Below are 23,294 nucleotides of genomic sequence, written 5' to 3' on the forward strand. Positions count from 1 at the left end.
CGCGCTTTGCTGTCGATGACGACGCGCATTTTGACACAGCATCACACATCGTCGCGTCCAACCGATTCCAGTTGTAAGAGACGGAATAGCGTTTTGCCAAATTTCAGGCTGCAGCTACGACTTGTTTCAAACGATGCTATGATCTCGCGCTCGGTTAACTGCTCCTCGATTGGGCGGTAATTCAGTAGAAAAGAAGAATGTATCCATACCCACCGCGCTATCAATTCACGTCAGAGATAGCGACGTTCCTAACGTGGTGCAGACTTGTTCCTCCAACAATTCTAAAACTGCATCCATCCTTGATGGAAACAGCGCAAAAATAATTTAAGGAATTATTGAAAATATTTCATTATTAAATCAAAATGAATATCGCTAATGAGGTAAGTTGAATTAGAGTAGAATCACAGCATGATATAAGGGCGGAGCTTCTAAATGAAAAAAAATAGCTATCCCTATTTTTGTAAATTATTGGTATTTATTCCAATTGGTTCGGTTTTGTATGCGTCTTCAGTACATGCAGAAATTTTCAATAAAAATCGTATAACTCTCTCTCAATCGCATATTAAAAGCAAAAAATCTTCTCTACCCAAAAAAAAGAAATCATCAATTACTGCAAATAGTTCAGAAAATGTTTCCGTTACAGTTAGTCGTTTTGCTTCACATGGTGCTGATAACGTCATCTCTAAAGCCATTATGGCGCAATTTACTCCTGGCATTAATCCGCTAAAGGTCGCTGACCGCCTTCCGGGAGTAAGTTTCTCTTCCACAGATCCCCTCGGTATTGATACATGGGGAACCAGTATTTACGTCCGTGGTTTTTTTATGGACCAGCTTGGCGTAACTCTTGATGGAATACCACTTGAAGAACAGATTTACCAATCTGTTATGGGCGTGAATATTATTCAAGCAGCCATCTCAGACGATATTTCGCGTACAACAGTTTCCGAAGGCCCCGGTGGGGTCAACGTCCCCTCCACATCGACGCTCGGTGGCACGCTTCAGTTTGAAACATCAGACCCAGCAAACAAAGTTGGCGCTAAAGTCAGCCAAGGCTTTGGTTCTTACGGGTCATTTCGCACCTATGTTAGGGGCGACACGGGTAAACTTAACGCCTCCGGCACCAAGGCCATGGTTGCGTATTCACGTTCGGACGAAAAACTCTGGGTTGGTGGCGGGGATCAGTTCCAACAGCAGGTGGATGCCAAAATCGTCCAGCCAATAGGGCAAAACTCCAACGTAAAAGTATTCTTTAATTGGAGCCAGCTGGCTGAGTGGGGATACCAGGATCAATCTCTGAGCATTCTGAATGGTTTGGGCTGGCGCGTTTCCCATCTCTATCCAAATTATACGCAAGCCTATGAATATGGCCTCGGCAACACCTCTCTTCCCACCACGCCGGCCATCGAAGCAAACGGGCAAAGCCCTTATTTGTACGATGGAGGGCAAGCGGAGGTTGATTATACGGGCGGCCTTAATTTTGATATCGCACTGAACGATCGCCTACACTGGCTTTCTGTTGTCTATGGTCAGTCCGATACCGGGCATTACACCTATTCTGATTACGGCACGCCTTCCGCTGATACAGAAGCACCCTTCTCAGAAGAAGTCTGGCAAACCCGCCAAGAGCGCTACGGTGCCGTGTCGTCATTGCGTTATGAAGCAGACCACCACACGATTGATACTGGTGTATGGTTTGAAAACAACGATCAGCAGAGCGGCCTTTTCTGGTATAATGAGCCAACACTTGGCCAAGGTGCGCCGCTGAAAACCGTTGGCCCCTACACGACATATGGCGCCGCGTTTAAACAAGGCTATGGCTTCCAATGGCACACCAATAACTTCACCTATCATCTGGAAGATACATGGCACCCGCTCCATAATCTGCGGGTTGTTGCTGGTTTTAAATCCATGGTCGCAACAACAGTGGGTGGTGCACAATATAATAACCCAGACTTTACGGGTGCGGATAACCTCGCCGTTGGCGGCCTAACAGCATCAAGTGCCTTCTTGCCTCACGTTGGTGCCAACTGGCACTTTCTGCCAGAACATGAGCTTTATTTTGATGTCGCTGAAAACATGCGCTCATACCAGGTACAGCCTTATGGTGGGGTAGGGGCTTCTCCTTGGTCTGTGCAAGATCAAACGACGTTCCTTCAGCTGAGGAAGACCATCAAACCAGAAAAAGACTGGGTCTATGCTGTTGGGTACCGGTATAATGGCAAGTATGCTCAAGGAAGCCTCGCGGGATACCACGCTGATGCAAATAACCGTTTGCAGGCTGCAACCGCTGGCACCATTACCAACCCAGTCTCTACCGTCGTATCATCCACCGTCCATATTAATGGCGTCGATGCTGCCCTGACCCTAACGCCAATCAAGGGCTTAGCGTTGTACAATAGCGTCAGCTATAACCATGCTACTTACGGCAGTAACTTTGCGTTAGAAAATTCTGGAATGACGACTCAAGGTAAGAGGCTCGTTAACTACCCAGAGTTCATGTATAAAGCGAACCTTTCATACACTTGGAAAGGTCTCGAAACGCACTTTGATGTTCACTATTACTCAAAGCGTTATTTTTCTTATACCAATGATACATCTGTACCAGGATACTGGCTTGCCAGCACAGGCGCGCGCTGGAATGTTGGTAAAGTGGGTTTCATAAAAAACCTCATGTTTGATTTTAATATCTACAACCTAATGAACAGCAAATACATCTCCATGATGGGTGAAAATGGAAACCCAATGTCTGGTGATTATCAATCTTTAGAGCGTGGATCTATTCGACAGTATTTTGGGACGGTTAGTGCACAATTTTAAACTTTAAAAAGTAGAGTTTTCATATATTTTTAGATCGATAAACAGTAGTTAGAGAAGAGTTTAAATTGCGAACGTAAGCATGTCTTTGTTAAACTACATACAATATTATCTCAGACGACGTATGCCGTGTCTGAGATAAAAGGCTTTACCTGCACTGGGTTGCCAGCGAAGTATGCGATACGATTGATTTCTACCTTTCGCATAAGCTTGAAACGGTAATCTCAACCAAAGATTCCTAAGTAAATCCTCAAGCAGCGGGGAGGAGTGGTAATATCGACAAAGCTTCGACTGACAACATTGATACTAGTGTCTTCAAAGCCGTAGGTAAACTAGCGGAAGCGTTAGAATAACGTAATCTAGAGCGTTCAGACTCATTGATGCGGCCAATCTGAGTTTGTCAGGAGGGTATCTCAGGCCAGATGCGTCTCATCAGTAGGTAATTTATTTTTGAACTGACTAAGAAAAAATCAGTTTGTGTGTGTTCAACCTTACTTGAAGGTATGGTTAAGTCTAAGAGGTACTCAAGGTAGGGCTACATTATCGTAGGAAATAAATTTCTCAAAAAATTTATAAAAAATCCTTTCAAATCATATATTTAATTACAGTTATATCATATACACAAAGCCAAATAAGTTTTATTTGTATGTTACAAAAACGATATGAAAAAAATTTGTGGCAAAAAAAATGTAAAAATATTCTTCTCATAAAGAAAATCGCTTGACGGCCACCGTGGGGATATGAGCTTATATTACGAAGTCGCATCATTTCAGTGGTCACCTTAATTCGTGATGTAGACTTGCTTTTGAGGTCTAATATTTATGGAAATAAATACATCACGCAATTTAAGGTGTTTTTTCGTAAGAAAAAACAAATTGCGTAAGTTTTTTTTACTGTCGACTTCTTTGTGTGTATTTTCTTCAATTTCGCATGCTGAAGTAAAAAAAATACATCATAAATTAGAAACTAAATCAGATAATAAAAAAAATATATCAAAGAAGGAGGCTAAAAAACTTTCCCCTATTAAAGAATTTAAAAGTAATGGTGTAGAAGAAGTAACCGTTACTTCAAGGAGGAGAAAAGAAACCGCGCAGCAGATTCCGGAAACTGTGCAAATTTTCACTGGAAAAGATCTAAATAGGCTTGGCGTGCAAGCTTTACCAGATTTAATTAAGTATACTACCAATGCTCAAAACCTTGATTTCTATGGCGGGGCGATGCCGACATGGGTTATCCGAGGCGTAAGCCTTGCTGACTTCAACCCTAATAGTACACCTGCAGCGCCAGTTTTTTTGAATGACGCATATCAGCCGAGCACTGTGATGGGCACCGGGACGTTATTCGATATAGCGCGGGTTGAAGTTTTAAAGGGCCCACAAAGTGGTTTGTACGGACGCAACACAATCGGTGGTGCAGTTAGAGTTCTAACGAATAAACCAAGTTTTGACCGCAGCACGGGCTCTATGGCTATGTCATATGGCCGTTGGGGCGATGGTCATATTAACGCGGCCTACGGTGCGCCCATTAATAAAAATCTAGCTTTCCGCATTGCGGAAACATCAGATCACGGGTGGAGCGGTTGGCAAACATCTTTGCAAAATGGTGCGAAGTGGGGGCGCAAGAACCGTGATGCGGTACGCTTGGAAGTTGCTGCAAAACTCGAGGATTGGGATTTATCGCTTGATGTGCATGGCAGCCGCGACAAAACGCAACTCGCTTTGGCAACGGCAATAGGTGTCTACGGTTCTGGAGGGAGTTTCTGTAATGCAATGATTGCTGGCTACCAAGACCAGCAGAATTGTCTAACTCTACCTCAAGCGTTCGGTGATACAAGTCAAGCAGCGTCACGACAGACCCAGGATGGTACTAAAGTTTTATCATCAGCGGTGAACCAATTGGATAATAAGGCCGGGGGTGCTCAGTTAAATGCTACAGGAAAAATAGCAGGCTTAGACTTTACTTCAATTACATCGCTCGATTATTTCGATTATGGGCTCCGCTATAATTATGCTGCGACGGGCCCAACATACGCAACTCAGGTTGAGCACACACCAATGCGCATGGCGCAAGAGAATTTGCGATTGAGTTCGGGAAAATCAAAACACCTAGAGTGGTTGATAGGTGCTGACATCGCATATGAAGATTTACAGGAAAATAAGCAATTTCAGCTTTTTGATAATGCATTACAAACTTTGTATACGGGCCTATCGGGAGAAAGTAACACTGGTATTTTAACTTACACACAGAAAACCCAATCCTATAGCGGTTATGGTCAATTAACTTACCACATTTTGCCGAAACTTACCCTAGATTTCGGCGCTCGCAGTACTTGGGAATATAAAACATATAACGGAGCTTTCCAGCTCTCCCCTGGCTATTATGTGGCTGATTCTGTCAAGCGCCAATACCAACTCAAAGACCACGTAACAGGTAAGTTGGCTTTGCGTTACCAGTTTGACCCGCTAAATATGATCTACGTCTCTGTTGCTCGCGGCTATAAATCAGGAGGTTTTTACGGAGGCTTCCCTATTTCTAGCACAGCGCAAATTGATCCTTACCGTGAGGAACAAGTATGGGCTGTAGAAGCGGGGTTCAAAGCGCAAACAGCCGATCGGAAATTGATCGTCGATGGTGCAGCTTTCTACTATCGCACCTATAACTATCAAAACTTCCAACAAGAATATTCTGCTATTAGCCAAACTATTACGACCACACTTACAAACTTGGGCACGGCAGTGAACCAAGGGCTGGAAGGTAATATTGTTTGGCGACCTGTCCCAAGTTTGACGTTCAATTTGGGCGCTGCGTATAACGACGCTAAAATTGTAAGGTCATCTCAGTACCAACTAGACTACGCAGGTAATTTAGTTGCGTGGCAGGGGCAGCGCTTACCTTATGCTCCTCGTTGGAGCTTAACGCCCTCTGCGCGATATGAGCACGATCTTGGTAATGGTAGTTACACCGCCGGTATACAGATGAATTACAACTTCCGTACCACTCTCAACGCCTCGCGTGGAGTAGGGGCGTGGATCAATAATGTGCCGGGTTACGGTTTGCTGGATGTGCGGCTCGATCTTGTGTCGCACAAGCAACGCTGGAATTTGGCCCTTATGGGTTTTAACGTGACGAACGTTCACTATAGAACCGTCGGCCAGACAGATGGCGTAGGTGATTACCAGCAAATCTACGGGACACCTGCAAGTTATCGTTTCCAAGTGGGTTACGATTTCTAAAATTTAGTTATAATTCCAAATATCTACAAGGTGTTTATTATGAATAAATGGTCTTATAAATCTTCTCTGCTTGGACTGTTGGCTCTTACAACTAGTCTTGGCTCAGTGGCATATGCTGGTGAGCCACCACTCCCGACCGACCCTGTCGTTACGCGCTCTCTGGAATCTCAAGATGCCTTGCCTCGTACGGCCTTTTACAGCACCCCCTCGGATATAGCGACTGCTTTGCCGGGTGCATTGTTGAAGCACGAGTCAGCTGCAAATTATGATTTACCAAAAGGCTTCACTGCAACACGTATTTTGTACCGCTCAACAGACTCGCATGGCCAGCCAGTGGCGACTTCAGGCGTAGTAGTTGTGCCACCTGGCAAAGCGCCAGAAGGCGGATGGCCGGTAATCGTATGGGCGCACGGTACCAGCGGAACAGCAGAAATGTGTGCGCCATCTTTAATGAAAGATGTCTACTACGGTAGTTTGAGGGTTTTTGACCTTGCTTCTGCAGGGTTTGTTTTGGTCATGACGGATTATCATGGCCTTGGAACGGATGGGCCTCACCAATACATGAACAAGTATGCGCAGGTTGCTGATATCCGTAACGCGGTACCTGCAGCTCATGCGTTGATGCCGGAATTATCACAAAAATGGTTTGTTGTAGGGCATTCTCAAGGCGCTTATGCTGCTTTGGCTACAGCAGAAGCCGAGACGAAGGCGAATGATGCTGGCTATCTTGGAGCCGTATCTATCGCTCCGGCCGCGCGTCCAGGAATGATGAATGCCAACATTTCTGCAGTTAAAAAGGCTGGCGGTCCGTACATGTCGTGGTTAGCCTTTGCTATTAAAGCTCAGTACCCTGAGTTCAAACCGGAAGATTTGTTATCAAAAAAAGGATTGAAGTTCTATCCTGAAGCAACAGGGGGTGCTTGTTGGTTGACGGGCAATGCATTGTATTATCCATATTCGGCTAAAGAATTGGTTCGGCCAGACTGGAACAAAAATAAGTACGTAAAGCAATTCTTTGCTGAACAAACTGTTGGATATGAGAAAACACTTGGTCCTATTTTGTTGGTAGCGGGTGGCGGTGACACGACAATCCCCATTCGTACGCTTAATTCATACTACAAAGACGCCTGTCACCTTGGTTCAGACATTAAATACCTAGTAGTACCAAATGCCGAGCATGGGGCAGCTATGGTTGAATCAATGGATACACAAATTTCTTGGTTAAAGTCAGTTCTTGCTGGAAATACGCCAGCTTCTAGCTGCCCTAAAAACTGATAAATACATGATAAAACGTTTGCCTCTGGTACGCTTGTACTTATTTTCTACCATAGCTTATTTTGCTATAGGGCAAGGTTATGCGCAAGATAACCGTTCTGGAGGCAGCGTTATTGCTGCAGTTTCAGGTTATAACCCTGAAGTTGTGCATACTCAGCCTTTTTGGAGCCAACGTATAGTTGGTTATTTACCAACGCGCGATAATACGGCCTTGCGTTATAGTGTTTTACTGCCAAAAGGGAAGGGGCCTTTTCCTGTTGTAATTAATTACAGCGGTTATGACCCTGGCGGTATTGGCAGTGCACCATATTTGACAGGTGATACAGCAATGTCCGTGAGCCTTGATCGTACGCTGGTAGAAAACGGTTACGCTGTTATGGGAGTAAATGCCCGTGGGACAGGGTGCTCTGAAGGTCACTTTACGTTTTTAACGTCGTCTTACGGTGAGGATGGTTACGACATTGTCGAGTACGCTGCTGCGCAGCACTGGTCTGATGGGCACATTGGCATGGCCAATTGGTCATGGGCTGGTATGTCGCAGATTGCCACAGCCTCGACGCGTCCGCCGCATTTGAGCGCTATTGCGCCCGGTATGGTGCTAGCGGACGCACGGTTGGATAGCTGGGCGCCGGGGGGGGTGCCGAACATGCAATTTCCCTCGGGTTGGTTGCTATATTTACAGTCACGATGGGACGCTTTGACAGCGGGCGCCCTCAAAGAAAATGACCAACGTTGTCTGAAGCAGTTGGCGCTTAATACGCAGGCGAATAAAAAATTTAACCTTCGCGATGTTTTGCTACAGCATCCGTTACGCGATGCAGAAATTGAAAAACGCAATTTAGCAGCAAAAACACACATGATTTCTGCTCCCGTTCTCTCAATGGAAGCTTTTCAAGATGAAGCAGTGACGTCACGCGAAGGATATTACCAGGATACTTTGCCGGCTAAAAACATTTGGCTGGTGCAAACTAATGGTCAGCACGATGCCTACGAATCCCTCAAATTCCGGAAGGTTTTGATCAATTTCTTTGATCGTTTTTTAAAAGGGGACACAGAAAAATTTACTGACACCCCCCATGTTCAGGTTTGGTTAGAGAGTGGATCGCACGGGGAGGGGCATGAGAAGGTAGAACAAATGACTCCCCGGATAGTGATTGAAGGAAAAAATTACCCAATTGTAGCAACCCCTAAAGTGTTCACATTGGTCGAACAGGGGAATCTTACGATGGATGACAAGCCCTCAGTTGGATATGATTCCTATGCCTATCCCGTACGGGGACCTGATGTAGATGTTGATGCGGATCATTATAGTTGGGGCGCATTGCCAGATCAGTATAGTCACGGAAGCCTTGCCTATACTTCGGCCCCGTTTACTCAGAATGTGATTGCTTATGGCCCTGCCAGCGCGAACTTATGGGTTTCATCGGATATGCCGGACACTGATCTCGAGGTTACGCTAACAGAGTTGCGGCCTGATCATCAGGAGATGTTTGTAGAGCGAGGGTGGCTGCGTTTATCGGACAGAGAACAAAACACCGATAAATCAACTATACTCAGACCGTTTCCTGTAGACCAGATACAAAGCATTCATAGCTTGGCGCCGGATGAGCCTGTCCTTGGAAGAGTGGAGCTGAGTAAAATGGGACATGTATTTCGTACAGGCTCAAGGTTGCGAATATGGATAGATGCACCGGGCAATTTTGGTGGATACGGTTTTTCACCATGGCTTCTCCCAGCAACAAATCGCATTTGGCACGATTCATCACATGTTTCTCAATTTGTTTTGGGAACACTGCCGAACAAAGGGAGCCCAGACATTAAAATTAGTCACATTCCAGGATCATTATCACCTTGCAATGATGTTCTGATGCAGCCCTGCCGAATTGATCCTTTACATCAATAAAAATAACAGTTTTCCAAAGGAGTGAAGTTGTGCGTACTAAGAGAATTTGTATATCCACAGCCTTAATGTTGATGACCTCCTCTTTCGCTTTTGCTGAAACGTCATCGAAATCGTCCTTTGCTTCGACGGTTTACGATCCTGTTAAGACAGAATTAGTTTTAAATTTGGTCGTAACCTGCACGGATCCAATTCGACCTGGCCCTAATGCTGCAAGCAAGGATGGGGAACGCTCCGAAATATGGCCTATTATAGGGGGACGCTTTGATGGACCAGGCATCCACGGCACCGTCGAAGCTGGCGGCGCCGACCTACCAGTTTTGCGCCCTGATGGCGTGGAAGTTGTTGACGCATTTTATCGATTAAAAACGGATGACGGGCAAATTATTATTATTCACAATAAAGGGTTGGCATATCCTATTAAAAATGGACAAGATTATAAATACAGATTGAGCCCTGAGTTCATCGCTCCAAAAGGGAAGTATGACTGGCTCAATAAAAGTATATTTGTCGCTACCCTTGTGTATCCTGTGCCGAAAGGAATGGAGCTGGCAAGGGGGCCTCACCAAAACGATCGTTTGATACAAGTATTGAGACTTAATTAAATATTGATATGGTGGTTTTAAAGAGATGCTACACAATAAAAACTCTGAAAATACATCAGAAATTGACCATGCTGTAGGATATCTCATTCGAGAGCATAGAAAGCAAAACGGTCTGCAGTTAAGAAATGTAGCATCTCGTGTCGGTATTTCCGTGAGCCATCTTAGTCAAATAGAGAGGGGGGCAACTTCTCCGAGTGTACGAGATTTAATGAAAATCGCGGAAGTCTTGGAGTTGGATGTCTCTAATTTTTTTCAGTCTTTTCAGGGACAAGCATCAGATATTGCTAAATTTTATACAAGAAAAGAAAGTCATAAAAAAATTACCTTTAACGATGGGATTACAAAAGTTTGCCTAAATTCACAAAAGCCCGAATTGTTGAGAACATATTTGATGATTATTCAACCAAATGGACATTCAGGAGACAAGCATTTGTCACATGCTGGTTTTGAAGCTGGTTTTATAATAGAGGGAACGCTTCATTTACAGGTTAATAGTCAGTATTGTGTATTAAATGAAGGTGATTCTTTCTCTTTTCTAAGTCATCTTCCGCATAAGTATGAAAATAGAACAAACGTTATTACAAAAGTTATGTGGTCAAACACTTTATAATTACACAAAGTTGTGGGTAAGTTATTTTGAATTGTTAAAAAGTAACAAAGTCAAATCGGTACAATTGCTCCCTAAGATTGGGTGAGCCATCAAAGGCCATGAGATGACACAAACGCTCGACCATTCTCTGCACCCGAGACACATCGTTATGATTTCTATAGGAGGGATCATTGGGGCCGGTTTTTTCATCGGAGCTTCAGGTCCTATCTCTATGGCCGGGCCGGGCGTAATAGTTACCTACGCATTTAGTGGGCTTCTCACAATTTTTGAGAGCTTAATGCTGCGGGATATTGCTCTAAATTCTGTTGAACCTGGTTCATTTATTATGTCTCTGCGGTCGATATTGGGACGAAGTTTAGGGTTTATCGCAGGTTGGACTTATTGGATTATTTGGGTTGTAACTTTGGCAATAGAAGTAATTGGAGCCTCTGACTTAATCAGGGAGTGGATCCATATTCCGTTTACGCTTATCGAATTAATTGTTTTGTCAATTGTCACAGGAGCAAATCTGGTATCAGTACGCAATTATGGTGAGGTCGAATACTGGCTTTCTATTATAAAAATTATGGCTCTTGTTTCTTTCATATTAATTAGTCTGGGTTCTTTATTTTTAGGAATTCATGCCATGGAAAATATGCATAGTGCCTCTGGGTTTTTACCTAATGGATTAACAGCTCTATTCGCTGCCGCACCAACTGTTGTTTATTCTATGTCTGGTAGTGAAGTAGCTACTATTGCAGCGCTTGAATCTGGTGATCCCCGGGGCAATGCTTCCCGTTTATCACGTGTTGTCGCGCTAAGCGTAACCAGTCTTTATTTTTTCAGTATTGTGGCTTTGTTAAGCTTGGTTTCATGGGACAAAATAATGCCCGGACAATCTCCGTTCCTTTACGCTTTAAATATCATACATATGCCATTTGCTAGCACTGTAATGACAATAATAATTTTAACTTCAATGTTGTCGACACTTAATTCGGGAATTTATGCAACATCTAGAATTACGTTTGAGATGGCAGAGGTTGGGGATGCGCTTGCGTCGTTTAAGAAATTAGACGTACGCAACAATCTGCCGGTAAGGGCTATTCTTTTATGTTCTCTAGGCACATTGCTGGTTGCAATTCTAGCAATTATCTCTCCCAATTTGGTTTTTGCATTCCTTGCTTCCGCAAGCGGTGCAATGATAATTCTTCATTACGGTTTAATTACAACTGCCCGCGTTATTTTATCTAAGAAAAATCTGTGGAAAGCGTGGGTAACCTTTATTTTGTTGCTTGTTGTTATCGTTTCCATGGTTATTATTCCGAGTGCCCGTTACGAGCTTGTTGCCGGTATTCTTGCGTTTTTCATTGTTGGTGTTGCTGAAAAAATAACTAGAGCAAGACGAAAGAAGTGGTGTGCCTTTTCGCGATAAAGCAGCAAAACCCAATTCATGCTGCTTTTGATTTTCTTTTAATACTGTCTCTAAGGATACTGTAAATGCGTTGGTCAATTACACTTTTTGTTGCACTTGCTGTTTTTTCTACGCCAGCTCTAGCGGAGCCAGAACCCATTCCACAAACAGAAGAAAGCGACATTATAAAACTTCCCCCTTGGAGTGCTCATCGTATCCTCGTGCAAGATACTGTTGCACGACATGCTAAGGACGGTCGTGTCTATGTTTTGGATGCTGATCAAGGCAAAATTCTTGGTATGGTCCAAGAATCTTATAATGGAAATGTGGTTCTTGATCCGAAGGGGCGGTCTTTCTACGTGAGCGAGACTACGTGGTCTCGTGGTAACCGCGGTGAGCGGAATGATCTCTTGGCTTCTTACGACCCACAGACGTTTCAAATTGAAAATGATTTTAAGTTACCCGGACGGGCGTTGGTAACGCCGAAAAAAAATAACCTTGCAATCAATGCCGATGGGAGCTTGGTGTACGTTTTTGATATGGTACCAACCAATGCGGTACACGTAATAGAAACTAAAACACATAGTCTTTTAAAAAACATCGATTTGCCTGGCTGCGCTTTAGTATACCCTTGGGGGAATAGTGGTTTTTCATCAATATGTGGTGACGGTGGTCTTTCTAATGTCTTAATAGATCACGACCATATAGAAGTTACGCACACTAAACCTTTTTTCGATCCAGAGAAGGATGCAGTATTTGAGCACAGTCCGTCCGATAAAAATACTGGGCAGACTTTTTTTATTACTTATAGTGGTCTTGTTTATCCATCTACCTTAAGTGCACAAACGACCGTTGAGAAACCTTGGTCTATCCAAGAAGCTGCTGGACTACCGCGTGCATCTGATGCTGGAAAACCATTCGAAATAGCATGGCGACCTGGTGGATGGCAGCTGTCTGCTCTCCATTACGCAACACACCGCATGTACGTCGTTATGCATAAAAATACATTCTGGACCCACAAAGAAGATGGAACAGAAATTTGGGTATTGAATACTGAAACCCATAAGCTACTGCACCGATTTACTTTACCTGAGCCCACATCCATGGTTGGCCTTACCCAAGATGCGCACCCTTTGATGTTCACTGATGATGCACATGGTGGTTTTTACATTTTTGACGCTGAAAACGGCAAACTCCTTCACAAGATTTCTCACCTTGGTGATGATCTCTACTTTACAGTCGCCTTGGGTGAGTAATGGAATTTCATGCGTCTCTTGCTTCAGCCCTACTTGCACATATCGGCTCCGGTATGACTGCGGCGGTGTTTCTCTCATCAGCTATCGGTAAAGCACAAAATATCGATGATACGGCAAGCCTTGTCGCATCTTATCGTCTCTTGCCGCTTTCATGGTCTTTTACAGCGGCTTACGCTGTAATTGCTGCTAATTTTATGGCCGGGATCGCTTTATTAGCAGGGTTTAAAATCGGTGTTGGCCTCGCCGTGGCTCTGTTACTCCTTTACGCTATCGCAATGGGTATTAACGTCGCAAAAGGCCGTACGAACATCACCTGCGGCTGCATCCCCGGCAGCACAACGTTCTTAGGGTTGGGAAGCATAATGCGAACACTTAGCTGGGTTATCCTAGCGTCTGCTCCGCTGAACTGCCCACACTCACCCGCCTTGTTTGCTGTAAGTGGAAACCTCCTCGGTATTGCAGCCTTTATCCTGTTCGTGACCACCGATACCCTCCTCGAAATCCGGGCGGTTCGGGCATGATGATTTTTTTAATTATCTCCACCTTTGCCCTGATTATTGCGGTTCTCGTACTGGCAATCATGCTCCTCGCGATGAGCCGCCAAATTGGTATCCTGCATGAACGGCTAGCACCCATTGGCCCTCAGAACACGATACAAGGGCTTAGCGTCGGGCAAGCAGTACCCGAGATTACGGCCCGCCACCTTGATGGCAGCGCCATTACTCTCGCCGGTACGCGCGCGCAGGCACGCCCCTCATTAATCATGGTCGTTGGTGCTGATTGCCCCGTGTGCAAACGCACCCTTCCTTTGGTCCATGAGGCCACCCAAACCCGCAATATCGACCTGATATTACTGGGGGACGGAGAGATCGAAGCCCTGCGCGCTATGGAACGTTCGCAAAACCTTCCAGCGCCACTTGTTATCTCGCAAGAGCTTTTGCTGCTTTTGCAAATCAACCGCCTACCAACACTTATCTTACTTGATCCGCGCGGCATCATCCGTGCGCTGGATGTTGCAACAACAACAAGCGACATCGCAGCTCTGCTCGATACAATCACACAGCTCAAAAAGGAGGCCCAGCATGTCTCAGCCTGAATCAAGTCGTTTTGACGGCATTACAGAAAGCGTGATGCGCCGCATCGCTAGCCATACTGCACGCCGCTCTTTCTTAGGCCGCGTTGGCGCTTGGGTGGTCGGTGGTATCGCTCTTCCTATGCTGCCTGCAGCCCGTGCAGCAACCAAAACAGAGAAGCCGAAAGCCCCATCACCATTCTCTGCAAAAGCACAAACGACAGACGCCACCGCATGCAATTACTGGCGTTATTGCGCCATTGACGGTTATTTGTGCTCTACCTGTGGCGGAGGAGTCCATTCTTGCCCACCTGGTACCCAACCCTCCCCAACCTCATGGATCGGGACGTGCTTTAACCCCGGAGACGGCCAGTCTTACCTCGTAGCATACCGTGATTGCTGTGGCCAAGACGCATGCAGCCAGCAAATGTGTATTGGTACGGATGGGGAACAACCAAGTTACCGTCCACAATCAAACAATGATATTATCTGGTGCTTCGGTACCGGCTCTCTCGTTTACAACTGCTCAACATCCGTTATCGTCGGAGAAGCCTAATGCTCAAACACGCTTTCCTTATTGCCCTGACCGTTATGCCCGCGTTCGCTGTTGCTGCAACACCCGGACAAGATGTGTATGACCAAAACTGCTCTGTCTGCCACCAAGCAGCAGGCGCAGGCTCAACAGGCCAATTTCCTCCACTGAAAGGGCGTGTTGATAAAATTGCCTCGTCTCCTGATGGTAAAAAATACCTCGCTGACGTTGTGCTGAATGGTCTGCATGGCCCCATCACGGCTGCAGGTTCACCCTATGCTGGTTTTATGCCGTCGTTAAAGTCGCTTTCAGATGACCAAATTGCCTCCGCACTTACTTATTTGATTTCTTTGGGAGATACAAAGCCAGCCCCAACGATTGACGCCGCCGTCATTGCTGGTGAACGCAGCACACCAAAGAAATCCAAAGAGATATTAGCCGAACGCAAAGCCTTGGATGATGCACACCTAGTACCCTAAGAGGCATCGTACCGTGAGCGTTTCATTCTTAAAACGAGCAGCAATATTTTTCGTTATTGTGGGCGGCTTTTTGTGCTTCTCGTTCAACCCGTCAGTCGCTCACGCGACTGGGGTTAATCGCGCCGTTTTTAACTATCTGACGCATTGCGGCGGCTGTCACGGCATCGAAGGGCAGTCTGGCGATTCAGGCATTCCATCCCTGCGTGATCATGTTGATGTGTTCTTGTGCTCCAAAGAGGGACGCGCCTATCTTGGACAGGTACCAGGCGTCTCTATGTCACTAATCCGCAGCGATCAAGAACTCGCTGATGTGTTGAATTTTATGGTCTTCCAATTCGGCGGAGAAAGCCTTCAACCTAATACAAAACCCTACACGGCGGCTGAAGTACATGCTCTTCGGCAACACCCCGTTAAGGTCGATGATATTATGACCTACCGGGCTGAAATTTTAGGAAGGGCACTGCCAGCGTGCCAACACTCGAAAACTCCGTAGCGTAATACAATGCAGAACATACACATACGTAACGTTCCACTATGGATATAATCTATGACAGACTCAAAACCCGCTAACCCTGCTTCAACCAGCCGCCGTGATATCCTAGCCCGCGGCACACTTGCCGCCGCTTGTGCAGGGGGCTGCGCGGTCGCACTGCCGTTTCTTGGCAGCTTACGCGGAACACGAGACGCCGCCTTTGCTACGCCTGAAACCGTGGATGTTGACCTCTCCAGCGTGCATGAAGGCGCACAAATTACCGTAACATGGCATGGTTGGCCGGTCTTTGTGCAGCGCCGTAGCCCGGCCATGCTTGCGTCTCTAAAAGCACCAACACTTCTGTCGCGCTTGCGGGACCCTAATTCAAAAATACTCCAACAGCCAAAAGATGCTGAAAACTGGCACCGCTCTATTATCCCTGAAATAGGCATTTACATCGGTATCTGCACACATTTGGGCTGTATTCCCAATTTCAATATGGCCAATGGCCCCGATACTGCCCGATACCTCTGCCCATGCCACGGATCACATTTTGACATCGCCGGACGCGCGTTTTTAGGGGCACCAGCCCCCTATAACCTTCCTGTTCCACCAGCGACGCTCCTCGCTAATCAGAAAATACGCATCGGTGCCAGTGCTGGTGATCCGCATTTTGACATTACCGCCATTCAACAGGTGTAAACCATGAGCGAGCAACAGAAACAGGGCTGGCTAGAACAACGCTTACCCATTGTTTCCGCTTTTCGGCGGGAATATATTGATTTTCCAATGCCGCCAAACCTGAATTTCCTCTGGAATTTTGGCGCTTTTGCAACCATCGCTCTTGGTTTCCTTGTAATCAGCGGCATCTTCCTTGCCCTGAACTACACACCAAGCATTAACGGTGCCTTTGCCAGCGTTGAAACCATTGACCGGTCCGTTGCATGGGGTTGGTTTATCCGTGGCCTCCATATGGGGGGCGTTACAATGTTGTTTGGCTCCCTCTACATCCATATGGGCCGTGGCCTCTATTATGGTTCCTATAAAGCCCCGCGTGAGGTCTTGTGGCTCACTGGTATGGGGCTATTTGTCCTCGTCATGATCATCGCTTTTGCGGGTTATGTTTTGCCTTGGGGGCAGATGTCTTTCTGGGGGGCAACGGTCATTGTAAACGCCCTTGGTGCCATACCCGTTATTGGCCAGCCGCTGTCCTCTTTGCTCTTTGGTGAAGCACCCTTGGGCGATATGGCCTTGCACCGTATGTTTGTCGTGCATTTTGCACTGGCCTTCGGAGCAATGGCCGTTATTGCGCTGCATGTTGCAGCTCTGCATGTAACGGGCTCCAACAACCCAACTGGTGTACCTACTCGCAAGAAAGTGCCGTTTCACCCTTACTATACAACCAAAGATTCCTTTGGAATTTGCTTGTTTCTCATGGTTTACGCCGTTTTGGTATTCTTCCTACCCGGCATCTTAACCCTAGCTGATAATTACATCGAAGCGAACCCCATGGTCACGCCGGCAGATATTACGCCAGAGTGGTATTTTGCCCCATTTTACGCCGTTCTACGTGCTGTTCCTTCGCGTTTGGGCGGGTTGTTAGCCGCAGCAGGCTTATTGCTCGTTGTGGTTGCTGTACCTTGGTTGGACCGTGGACCAATCCGCTCCGCTCGGTTCCGTCCGATGATACGCCTTGGCTTAGGTGCGGCTTTCTTGGCCTTTATCGCCCTCGGTATTGCCGGAATGCAATCACCTGACACGCTCTGGATATGGACCGCCCGTATTGCAGCCTGTGTTTGGTTTGGGTTTTTCCTCGTTCTTCTACCATGGGCCAGTAAGCATGATGACCACTTTCGGGTTGTGGAGGCAGACTAACATGCAAACACACCCTACTAAAATCCTCGTGGCATCCCTCGCAGCCTTTTTCTGGGCGCAGAATGCCCACGCAAAAACACCTGAGCAACGCGGGTTTGAAGTCTATCAACATGTCTGTAGTACCTGCCACAGCATGGACCACGTCCGCTTTCAGGACCTGCATTCCTTGGGCATATCCGTAGACGACATTAAGGCTTATGCTGCCAGTAAGCAGATCCCCGATGGCTTGGATGATGACGGCGAACCCAAAACACGCCCCGGAAAACCAAATGATGTTATTGGTTCACCATACCCAAGCCCTTCTATGGGTCGCATGGCTAATCACGGTATTCTACCCCCTGATTTTTCACGCATAGCCCTCACGCATCCCGGCGGGGCCGCATGGATTGAGCACATGCTTCAATCGTTCACCACATCGCCAGATAAAAATATCCATGTACCTCTCGGGGCATATCAAAACACCGCCACGAAGCTTGGATATATCATGATGCCCCCACCGCTTCATGAAAATGGGGTGCATTATACCGATGGGACAAAAGCTACCGTGCCACAAATGGCGCAGGACGTTGCGGCGTTTTTGGACGCAACAGCCCACCCGCACCAGACATCACGCAAGAATATTGGCTGGGGTATTCTCGTATATCTCGCTATCATGACTCTGCTAACCGCGGTTCTGAAACGACGCGTCTGGCGGTAACGAGAGTTACCCCCTTATTTCTTGGGGGTAACCATTTTATCTTGCAAGCGCTTGAAAAGAATAGCCCCCGAAACCCCTATTTTCCAAAAGGGATGCCCTAAGATGGGGTTTATACCTGTAAACGGAAAAAGGGGCGGAGCACCTTGCGTCACATGCTCACTCAGAGCCTGCCCCGTGACCGTAGCCATTGCAACGCCACGGCCGTTATAACCCAACGCAGCATAAAGACCGGGCTGTGGGTTATGCCAATGCGGATAATGATCCATCGTCATGGCCAGTTGCCCGTTCCAACCATGCGTCCAGGCAGCGCCGGATAAATGGGGCCATAATGTCTTAGCGTGACGTATTAAAAACTTAAATGACTGCGGACCAAAAGCCTCCCTCGATTGGGATCGCCCACCAATCAGTAAGCGTTTTTGCGCATCGATACGGTAATATGTGGTGACCTCCCCAAGCTCATAAACCACTTCACGCTGCGGTAAGATCGTTTTAATCAAATCATCCGTTAAGGGCTGGCTGGCCACAATTCCGCTGTATAACGGCACAATCGAGCGTTTTAAACGCGGCATCAGCCCCGTGGTGTAACCGTTGGTGGTCACAATCACAGCGCCTGCATGCACACGGCCATGTGCCGTAGTAACTTCCCACCCTGCGCCCTGCTGTACCAATTTTTGTGCAACAGTTTGTTCAAATAAGCGTGCGCCTTCGGCCTGAGCCGCTTGTGCAAGGCCGCGCGTGTAGGCAAGGGGATTTAACTGGCCGCCGCGCGGGTCTAATAACCCACTGACATAATAATCACAGCCTGTGCGGGAAGCTATAGCCTTTGCATCAAGCCATTCTACAAGATGGTTTTCATGCTTAAGCTGTGAGCATAAATCATCCAGAGGGGGAATTTGACACTTGGCTGTTGCGGCGCGAATTGTACCCCCCTGAACCGCATCACACGCAATATTATACTCTTTAATCAACTCAAACACGCGGTTTGGTGCGTTCCAGCTTGCGCTGATTAACTGTGCACCACGTTCTGCGCCAAAATATCTTACAATGTCATCAGGGGGTGTTTTGAGGCCGGGATTAACCTGCCCGCCATTACGACCTGATGCCCCAAAACCGAGTGTTTCCGCTTCGAGAAGAACAACGGAATGGCCCGATTTTGCCAAATGTAGAGCTGTTGAAAGCCCTGTAATACCACCACCGATAACACAAAAATCAGCTGTAACGTCCTCTGTCAACGCTGCTAAAGTCAGCGATGTCATTGGCTGCTCGTAGGTGGTTTTCAGCATAAAAGCATCCCTGCCTATGGCTCATAAAAAGCCGTGAGTATGTGCACCCACGGCCTCAACGACGATATTTTACGTCTTAAACCGTATCCCACCCGATGACGGCTTTTACTTCCGTAAAGTCATGCAGGCCGAAGTCGCTGCACTCGCGGCCATTGCCGGATTGCCCAAAACCACCGAAGGGCACTTTGACCGTCCACGCACTGCCATTGATATTAACGTTACCGGCACGCAAACGACGCGCAATTTTGCGCGCACGCTCCAAATCGCCGGACTGAATATAAGCTGCCAAACCATAGACAGTATCATGTGCCAAGGCGATGGCATGTTCTTCGTCATCATAGGCAATAATCGATAGGACGGGACCAAAAATTTCTTCTTTAAAGACGGTCATGTCTGCCGTTACATTACCGAAAATAGTTGGCTTTACATAATACCCGACAGACAGCCCTTCTGGCCGGCCCAAGCCACCTGTGACCAAGGTGGCACCTTCGGCGATTCCGCGCTCAATCAAAGCTTGAATGCGGTCATATTGCAAATCGCTGACCACTGGCCCCAGATCTGTGCTTGAATCTTCAGGGTTGCCCACCTTCAGTTCTTCAGCGCGTGCCCTCGCAATTTCAAGGGCTTCATTCATACGATTGCGTGGCACCAACATACGCGTTGGTGCGTCACAAGATTGGCCTGAATTGCTAAAGCAGTTCGAAACCCCACTCCGCACGGCTTCCGTCAAATCTGCATCATCAAGGATAATATTTGGCGATTTTCCTCCCAGTTCTTGATGCACGCGTTTGATAGAATCTGCTGCAGCATGCGCCACCGCTGCACCAGCGCGGGTAGATCCTGTTAGTGACACCATATCGACATCAGGATGGCGGGATAGAGCTTCACCAACGTCAGGCCCTGTGCCATGAACCATGTTGAACACACCGGGGGGCAGTCCAGCTTCCTCAACAATTTCTGCAAAGATAATAGAGGATAGGGGGGCAACCTCACTTGGCTTTAGGACCATTGTACAACCAGCTGCTAGCGCCGGAGCCACCTTGCATGTGACTTGGTTCATAGGCCAATTCCAAGGGGTAATTAGTGCGCAAACGCCGACAGCTTCACGTGTAATCAAACAATGATCACGTTTTTCTTCGAAAACAAAACGCTTCAGCGCTTCAATCATTTCCGCGATATGAGCTTGACCTGCCCACGTCTGACTGTCACGTGCGCGCTCAATAGGGGAACCCATTTCTAGGCTGATAGCCTGCGCCATATCCTCGGAGCGTCTTTGGTAAATATCTAAAATTTTCTGTAGCACAACCAAACGCTCAGCCCGCGTAGAACTGGACCAGCTGTTAAAAGCTTTCTTTGCCGCCGCTACAGCACTCTGGACATCTTCGGCTGTTCCTAAAGCCAAGGTAGCAACCGGCTTTTCGGTAGCGGGGTTAATGACGGACAATGTTTTATTGCCTAAAGGAGTAGTCCAGACACCGTTAATATAGAATTCTTGCGAATGACGCACAGCGTGACTCCAGTCAAAAATAAGAACTAAGCTTGCCTTGTTTTGAAGGCAAAACGAAGGGGGGTCTTTACTTTTTTTTAGAAAATGCTTTCATAGAAAAAACACCCGGATAATTATGATGGATATCTTTTCTCTTTTCTATGTGCACGTTGGTCTTTGGGTCTGTGTGGGCACTATAATTTTTGCATCTATTTTGATTCAGCAACATATGAACAAATTATTTAGTAAAATTGCACCGATTGGCGCTCTAACCCCGAATAATCTTTTACCTGGTGCATTACCTTATCAGAAAGCAACCATGCTGGATGGTTCTCAGGCGGATTTAAAAGAAGCATGTCTTCTATTTGTGGATGCTTCGTGTCCTGTTTCACGTAAAATGATCCCCATAGCCCGCAGCTTCGCTCACAAAGAACAACGACTTCTCATTTTATGTACCGACGCACCGGAAAATTCTTTAGATGAAGCGTGTAGAGTATTGAGGGCTGAAGCGAACGAAATTACAAATGGGCCTGTATTGGGTCAGTTTATTGGCGTTGATCGGCTGCCTTTCGGGGTTCTCGTCTCTGACGATTATACTGTTTTGGCGCGTGGACTCGTAAATAGCCGTGAGCATCTTGAAAGTTTGTCTGTCTCTGTGAAAACAGGGTATGCTTCTATTCAAAATTATTTGGAAAATAATAAATATAATATTATTAATTAAAATCATACTTTTTAGTTTATGAATAAATTTCATTATGATTTATTCCTTATATTCAATGTAAATACGGACAGGTGTGTCAAAGTACATACTCATAGTTTCTGGTGCTGTATCAAGACGGTAGATGTCAAAGTATATTATTGGCACGGACCTTCGTGGCATTCTGGAGGTTTGCAAACCGGAAGAGGCCGAACAACCCAAAGTATACCCTAAAAAGTAATAATAATTTCAATAAATAAGGAATATTTAATAATTATATTAGTAATATTACTTACATCCTTTGTCTGTATATTGCTCATTAAAAGGGAGGTTCTGTAATGTTTAAAATTTTGTGTTTATCTAAATATGCCTTTTACGGGAATAAATCAAAGTACTACTTTGTTTGTATATTATTTAGTGCCCTTGCTATTTTTACCCCAACATGCGGAAAGGCCACGACACTGCCGCCTTTATGTATAGAGGGAGCCACAATCGTATCCCTTTTAGGAGGAAGTGGGGACAGTCCGATTGTACCAGTAAAGGTCGGAGCCGCATCCGCTGCAATGTTTGTAAGTCCAGCCCTACAACACGTATTCGTCCGTGACTACGGCGAGATATGGTTTCCCTCGGGACCGACACAGAAAATGCGTGCGCAGGATAACAACATCGTCACCACAGAACGGACTGAAATCGATAACCTTCAAATTGGCGAGGTCTCCTTATCTGACGTGCCAGCATCACTGTTGGATGAAGATACAACTTCCAAGGCAGGCGAACTTCCCGTCATAGGGCTTATCGGGCGCGATCTCCTTGAGCATGTAGAGGTTTTATTCGATGTGCCCCATAAAAAGCTCGCTTTGTTTCAATGGAATAGCAGGGACGGATGCAGCGGAACGCCGGATTCGATTTTTTCGGGCACGGTATACAAGATCCCGATGGACAGTGACGGCGGGATTCAAGCAGTGGTTGACGGAACATCTGTACGCCTTCAACTCGACCCTGATCTCAAAACAAGCGTATTGCCGCGCTCCGCAGCCTACGACGCTGGAGTTTCCGACGAAATGCTAGACAAAGACCCGCGTGTGACAACACAATATGCGGCAATTACAATCGGAGCAAAGCACAGGTTTAAGAAAATCAATCTCGGGGGAAGAATCATCAGTAATTTTGATTTTATCGTGCAAAATAATATACGTGATGGTGCTTTGGGAGAAAACTTCTTCTCCGGAATGATAGCATTGCTGGATTTTCCACATGGCCAACTAATTTTTCAGCCGACAGATAGTCGTAATCATGCTCCCACTTTACACCTTCACTTTGATCAATCCCGACAAGGCTTTACATCGGTGCATGAAACGCAAGGTACGCTAAAACAAAAATAGATTCATCCCTGTAAATATGAAAGCGTTTCGCTCTCTCTAAATGCCTGAACCTGTAGAAGAGGTTTGTTCAGAATACAGTGTAAAGGGTTCGAAAAACCCATTAGTTTTACTGGCCTCTATGTAATTTTATTTCCTCTGCTTTGACTGAGGTATGGAAAATGAGGCAGTTAAGTTTTTGACCATAAAGAGCGTCTTTTTCGGTTGAGTGGGCTTAGTGACTCGCTCAAAGCGCTCCG

20 protein-coding genes are annotated in these 23,294 nt (G+C 46.3%); 18 read left to right on the top strand and 2 right to left on the bottom strand.

What is annotated here, in order from left to right; genetic code table 11:
• The first annotated feature begins 432 nt into the window (after positions 1-432).
• From D5366_RS10015 to D5366_RS10090, 16 genes are all read left to right on the top strand, one after another.
• Complete coding sequence (locus D5366_RS10015) at positions 433-2,817, top strand: TonB-dependent receptor (protein ID WP_141493470.1); 2,385 nt, start codon at positions 433-435, stop codon at positions 2,815-2,817.
• Positions 2,818-3,689: 872 nt separating this feature from the next.
• Complete coding sequence (locus tag D5366_RS10020; protein WP_170211083.1) at positions 3,690-6,047, top strand: TonB-dependent receptor; 2,358 nt, start codon at positions 3,690-3,692, stop codon at positions 6,045-6,047.
• A 39-nt stretch (positions 6,048-6,086) separates the two neighbouring features.
• The gene (locus D5366_RS10025) at positions 6,087-7,322 is read left to right on the top strand and encodes an alpha/beta hydrolase family protein (RefSeq protein WP_141493473.1); all 1,236 of its coding nucleotides are present in this window, start codon (positions 6,087-6,089) and stop codon (positions 7,320-7,322) included.
• Between the two features lie 7 nt (positions 7,323-7,329).
• Complete coding sequence (locus D5366_RS10030) at positions 7,330-9,225, top strand: CocE/NonD family hydrolase (RefSeq protein ID WP_141493475.1); 1,896 nt, start codon at positions 7,330-7,332, stop codon at positions 9,223-9,225.
• Positions 9,226-9,290: 65 nt separating this feature from the next.
• Positions 9,291-9,827, top strand: coding sequence for a DUF3237 domain-containing protein (locus D5366_RS10035; protein ID WP_141493477.1), 537 nt, complete (start codon positions 9,291-9,293; stop codon positions 9,825-9,827).
• Positions 9,828-9,852: 25 nt separating this feature from the next.
• Positions 9,853-10,437, top strand: a complete 585-nt coding sequence (locus D5366_RS10040; protein ID WP_141493479.1) for a helix-turn-helix domain-containing protein — start codon at positions 9,853-9,855, stop codon at positions 10,435-10,437.
• 103 nt (positions 10,438-10,540) lie between these two features.
• Complete coding sequence (locus tag D5366_RS10045; protein ID WP_141493480.1) at positions 10,541-11,848, top strand: amino acid permease; 1,308 nt, start codon at positions 10,541-10,543, stop codon at positions 11,846-11,848.
• 65 nt (positions 11,849-11,913) lie between these two features.
• A complete protein-coding gene (locus tag D5366_RS10050; RefSeq protein ID WP_141493482.1) occupies positions 11,914-13,083 on the top strand; it encodes an amine dehydrogenase large subunit in 1,170 nt (389 codons plus the stop codon).
• On the top strand, positions 13,083-13,604 hold the full coding sequence (locus D5366_RS10055) for a MauE/DoxX family redox-associated membrane protein (RefSeq protein ID WP_141493484.1): 522 nt from the start codon (positions 13,083-13,085) through the stop codon (positions 13,602-13,604). Before D5366_RS10050 ends, D5366_RS10055 begins: the two co-directional genes overlap by 1 nt.
• Entirely contained in the window at positions 13,601-14,179 is a 579-nt protein-coding gene (locus D5366_RS10060) for a redoxin domain-containing protein (RefSeq protein WP_141493486.1), read from the top strand. The genes D5366_RS10055 and D5366_RS10060 overlap by 4 nt, the downstream gene beginning before the upstream one ends.
• The gene (mauA, locus tag D5366_RS10065; RefSeq protein ID WP_141493488.1) at positions 14,166-14,711 is read left to right on the top strand and encodes a methylamine dehydrogenase (amicyanin) small subunit; all 546 of its coding nucleotides are present in this window, start codon (positions 14,166-14,168) and stop codon (positions 14,709-14,711) included. The genes D5366_RS10060 and mauA overlap by 14 nt, the downstream gene beginning before the upstream one ends.
• Positions 14,711-15,166 carry a c-type cytochrome gene (locus tag D5366_RS10070; RefSeq protein ID WP_141493490.1) on the top strand — a complete coding sequence of 152 codons (456 nt, stop codon included), beginning with the start codon at positions 14,711-14,713 and terminating at the stop codon, positions 15,164-15,166. Before mauA ends, D5366_RS10070 begins: the two co-directional genes overlap by 1 nt.
• A gap of 13 nt (positions 15,167-15,179) precedes the next feature.
• Entirely contained in the window at positions 15,180-15,659 is a 480-nt protein-coding gene (locus tag D5366_RS10075; protein ID WP_240775251.1) for a c-type cytochrome, read from the top strand.
• Between the two features lie 54 nt (positions 15,660-15,713).
• Entirely contained in the window at positions 15,714-16,340 is a 627-nt protein-coding gene (gene petA, locus D5366_RS10080; protein WP_141493492.1) for a ubiquinol-cytochrome c reductase iron-sulfur subunit, read from the top strand.
• 3 nt (positions 16,341-16,343) lie between these two features.
• Positions 16,344-17,513, top strand: a complete 1,170-nt coding sequence (locus tag D5366_RS10085) for a cytochrome b (RefSeq protein WP_141493494.1) — start codon at positions 16,344-16,346, stop codon at positions 17,511-17,513.
• A 1-nt stretch (position 17,514) separates the two neighbouring features.
• On the top strand, positions 17,515-18,210 hold the full coding sequence (locus D5366_RS10090) for a cytochrome c1 (RefSeq protein WP_141493496.1): 696 nt from the start codon (positions 17,515-17,517) through the stop codon (positions 18,208-18,210).
• Between the two features lie 14 nt (positions 18,211-18,224).
• Here the strand turns inward: D5366_RS10090 and D5366_RS10095 are convergent, their stop codons facing one another.
• Together D5366_RS10095 and D5366_RS10100 are read right to left on the bottom strand one after the other, a co-directional pair.
• Entirely contained in the window at positions 18,225-19,493 is a 1,269-nt protein-coding gene (locus tag D5366_RS10095) for an NAD(P)/FAD-dependent oxidoreductase (protein ID WP_141493497.1), read from the bottom strand.
• 76 nt (positions 19,494-19,569) lie between these two features.
• Entirely contained in the window at positions 19,570-21,000 is a 1,431-nt protein-coding gene (locus D5366_RS10100) for an aldehyde dehydrogenase family protein (protein WP_141493499.1), read from the bottom strand.
• A 115-nt stretch (positions 21,001-21,115) separates the two neighbouring features.
• On the opposite strand from D5366_RS10100, the gene D5366_RS10105 reads away from it, so the two are divergent.
• Positions 21,116-21,700, top strand: a complete 585-nt coding sequence (locus tag D5366_RS10105) for a thioredoxin domain-containing protein (RefSeq protein ID WP_141493501.1) — start codon at positions 21,116-21,118, stop codon at positions 21,698-21,700.
• 314 nt (positions 21,701-22,014) lie between these two features.
• On the top strand, positions 22,015-23,058 hold the full coding sequence (locus D5366_RS10110; protein WP_141493503.1) for an aspartyl protease family protein: 1,044 nt from the start codon (positions 22,015-22,017) through the stop codon (positions 23,056-23,058).
• Positions 23,059-23,294: the final 236 nt, after the last annotated feature.

Source organism: Neokomagataea tanensis, from assembly GCF_006542335.1.
Taxonomy (GTDB): domain Bacteria; phylum Pseudomonadota; class Alphaproteobacteria; order Acetobacterales; family Acetobacteraceae; genus Gluconobacter; species Gluconobacter tanensis.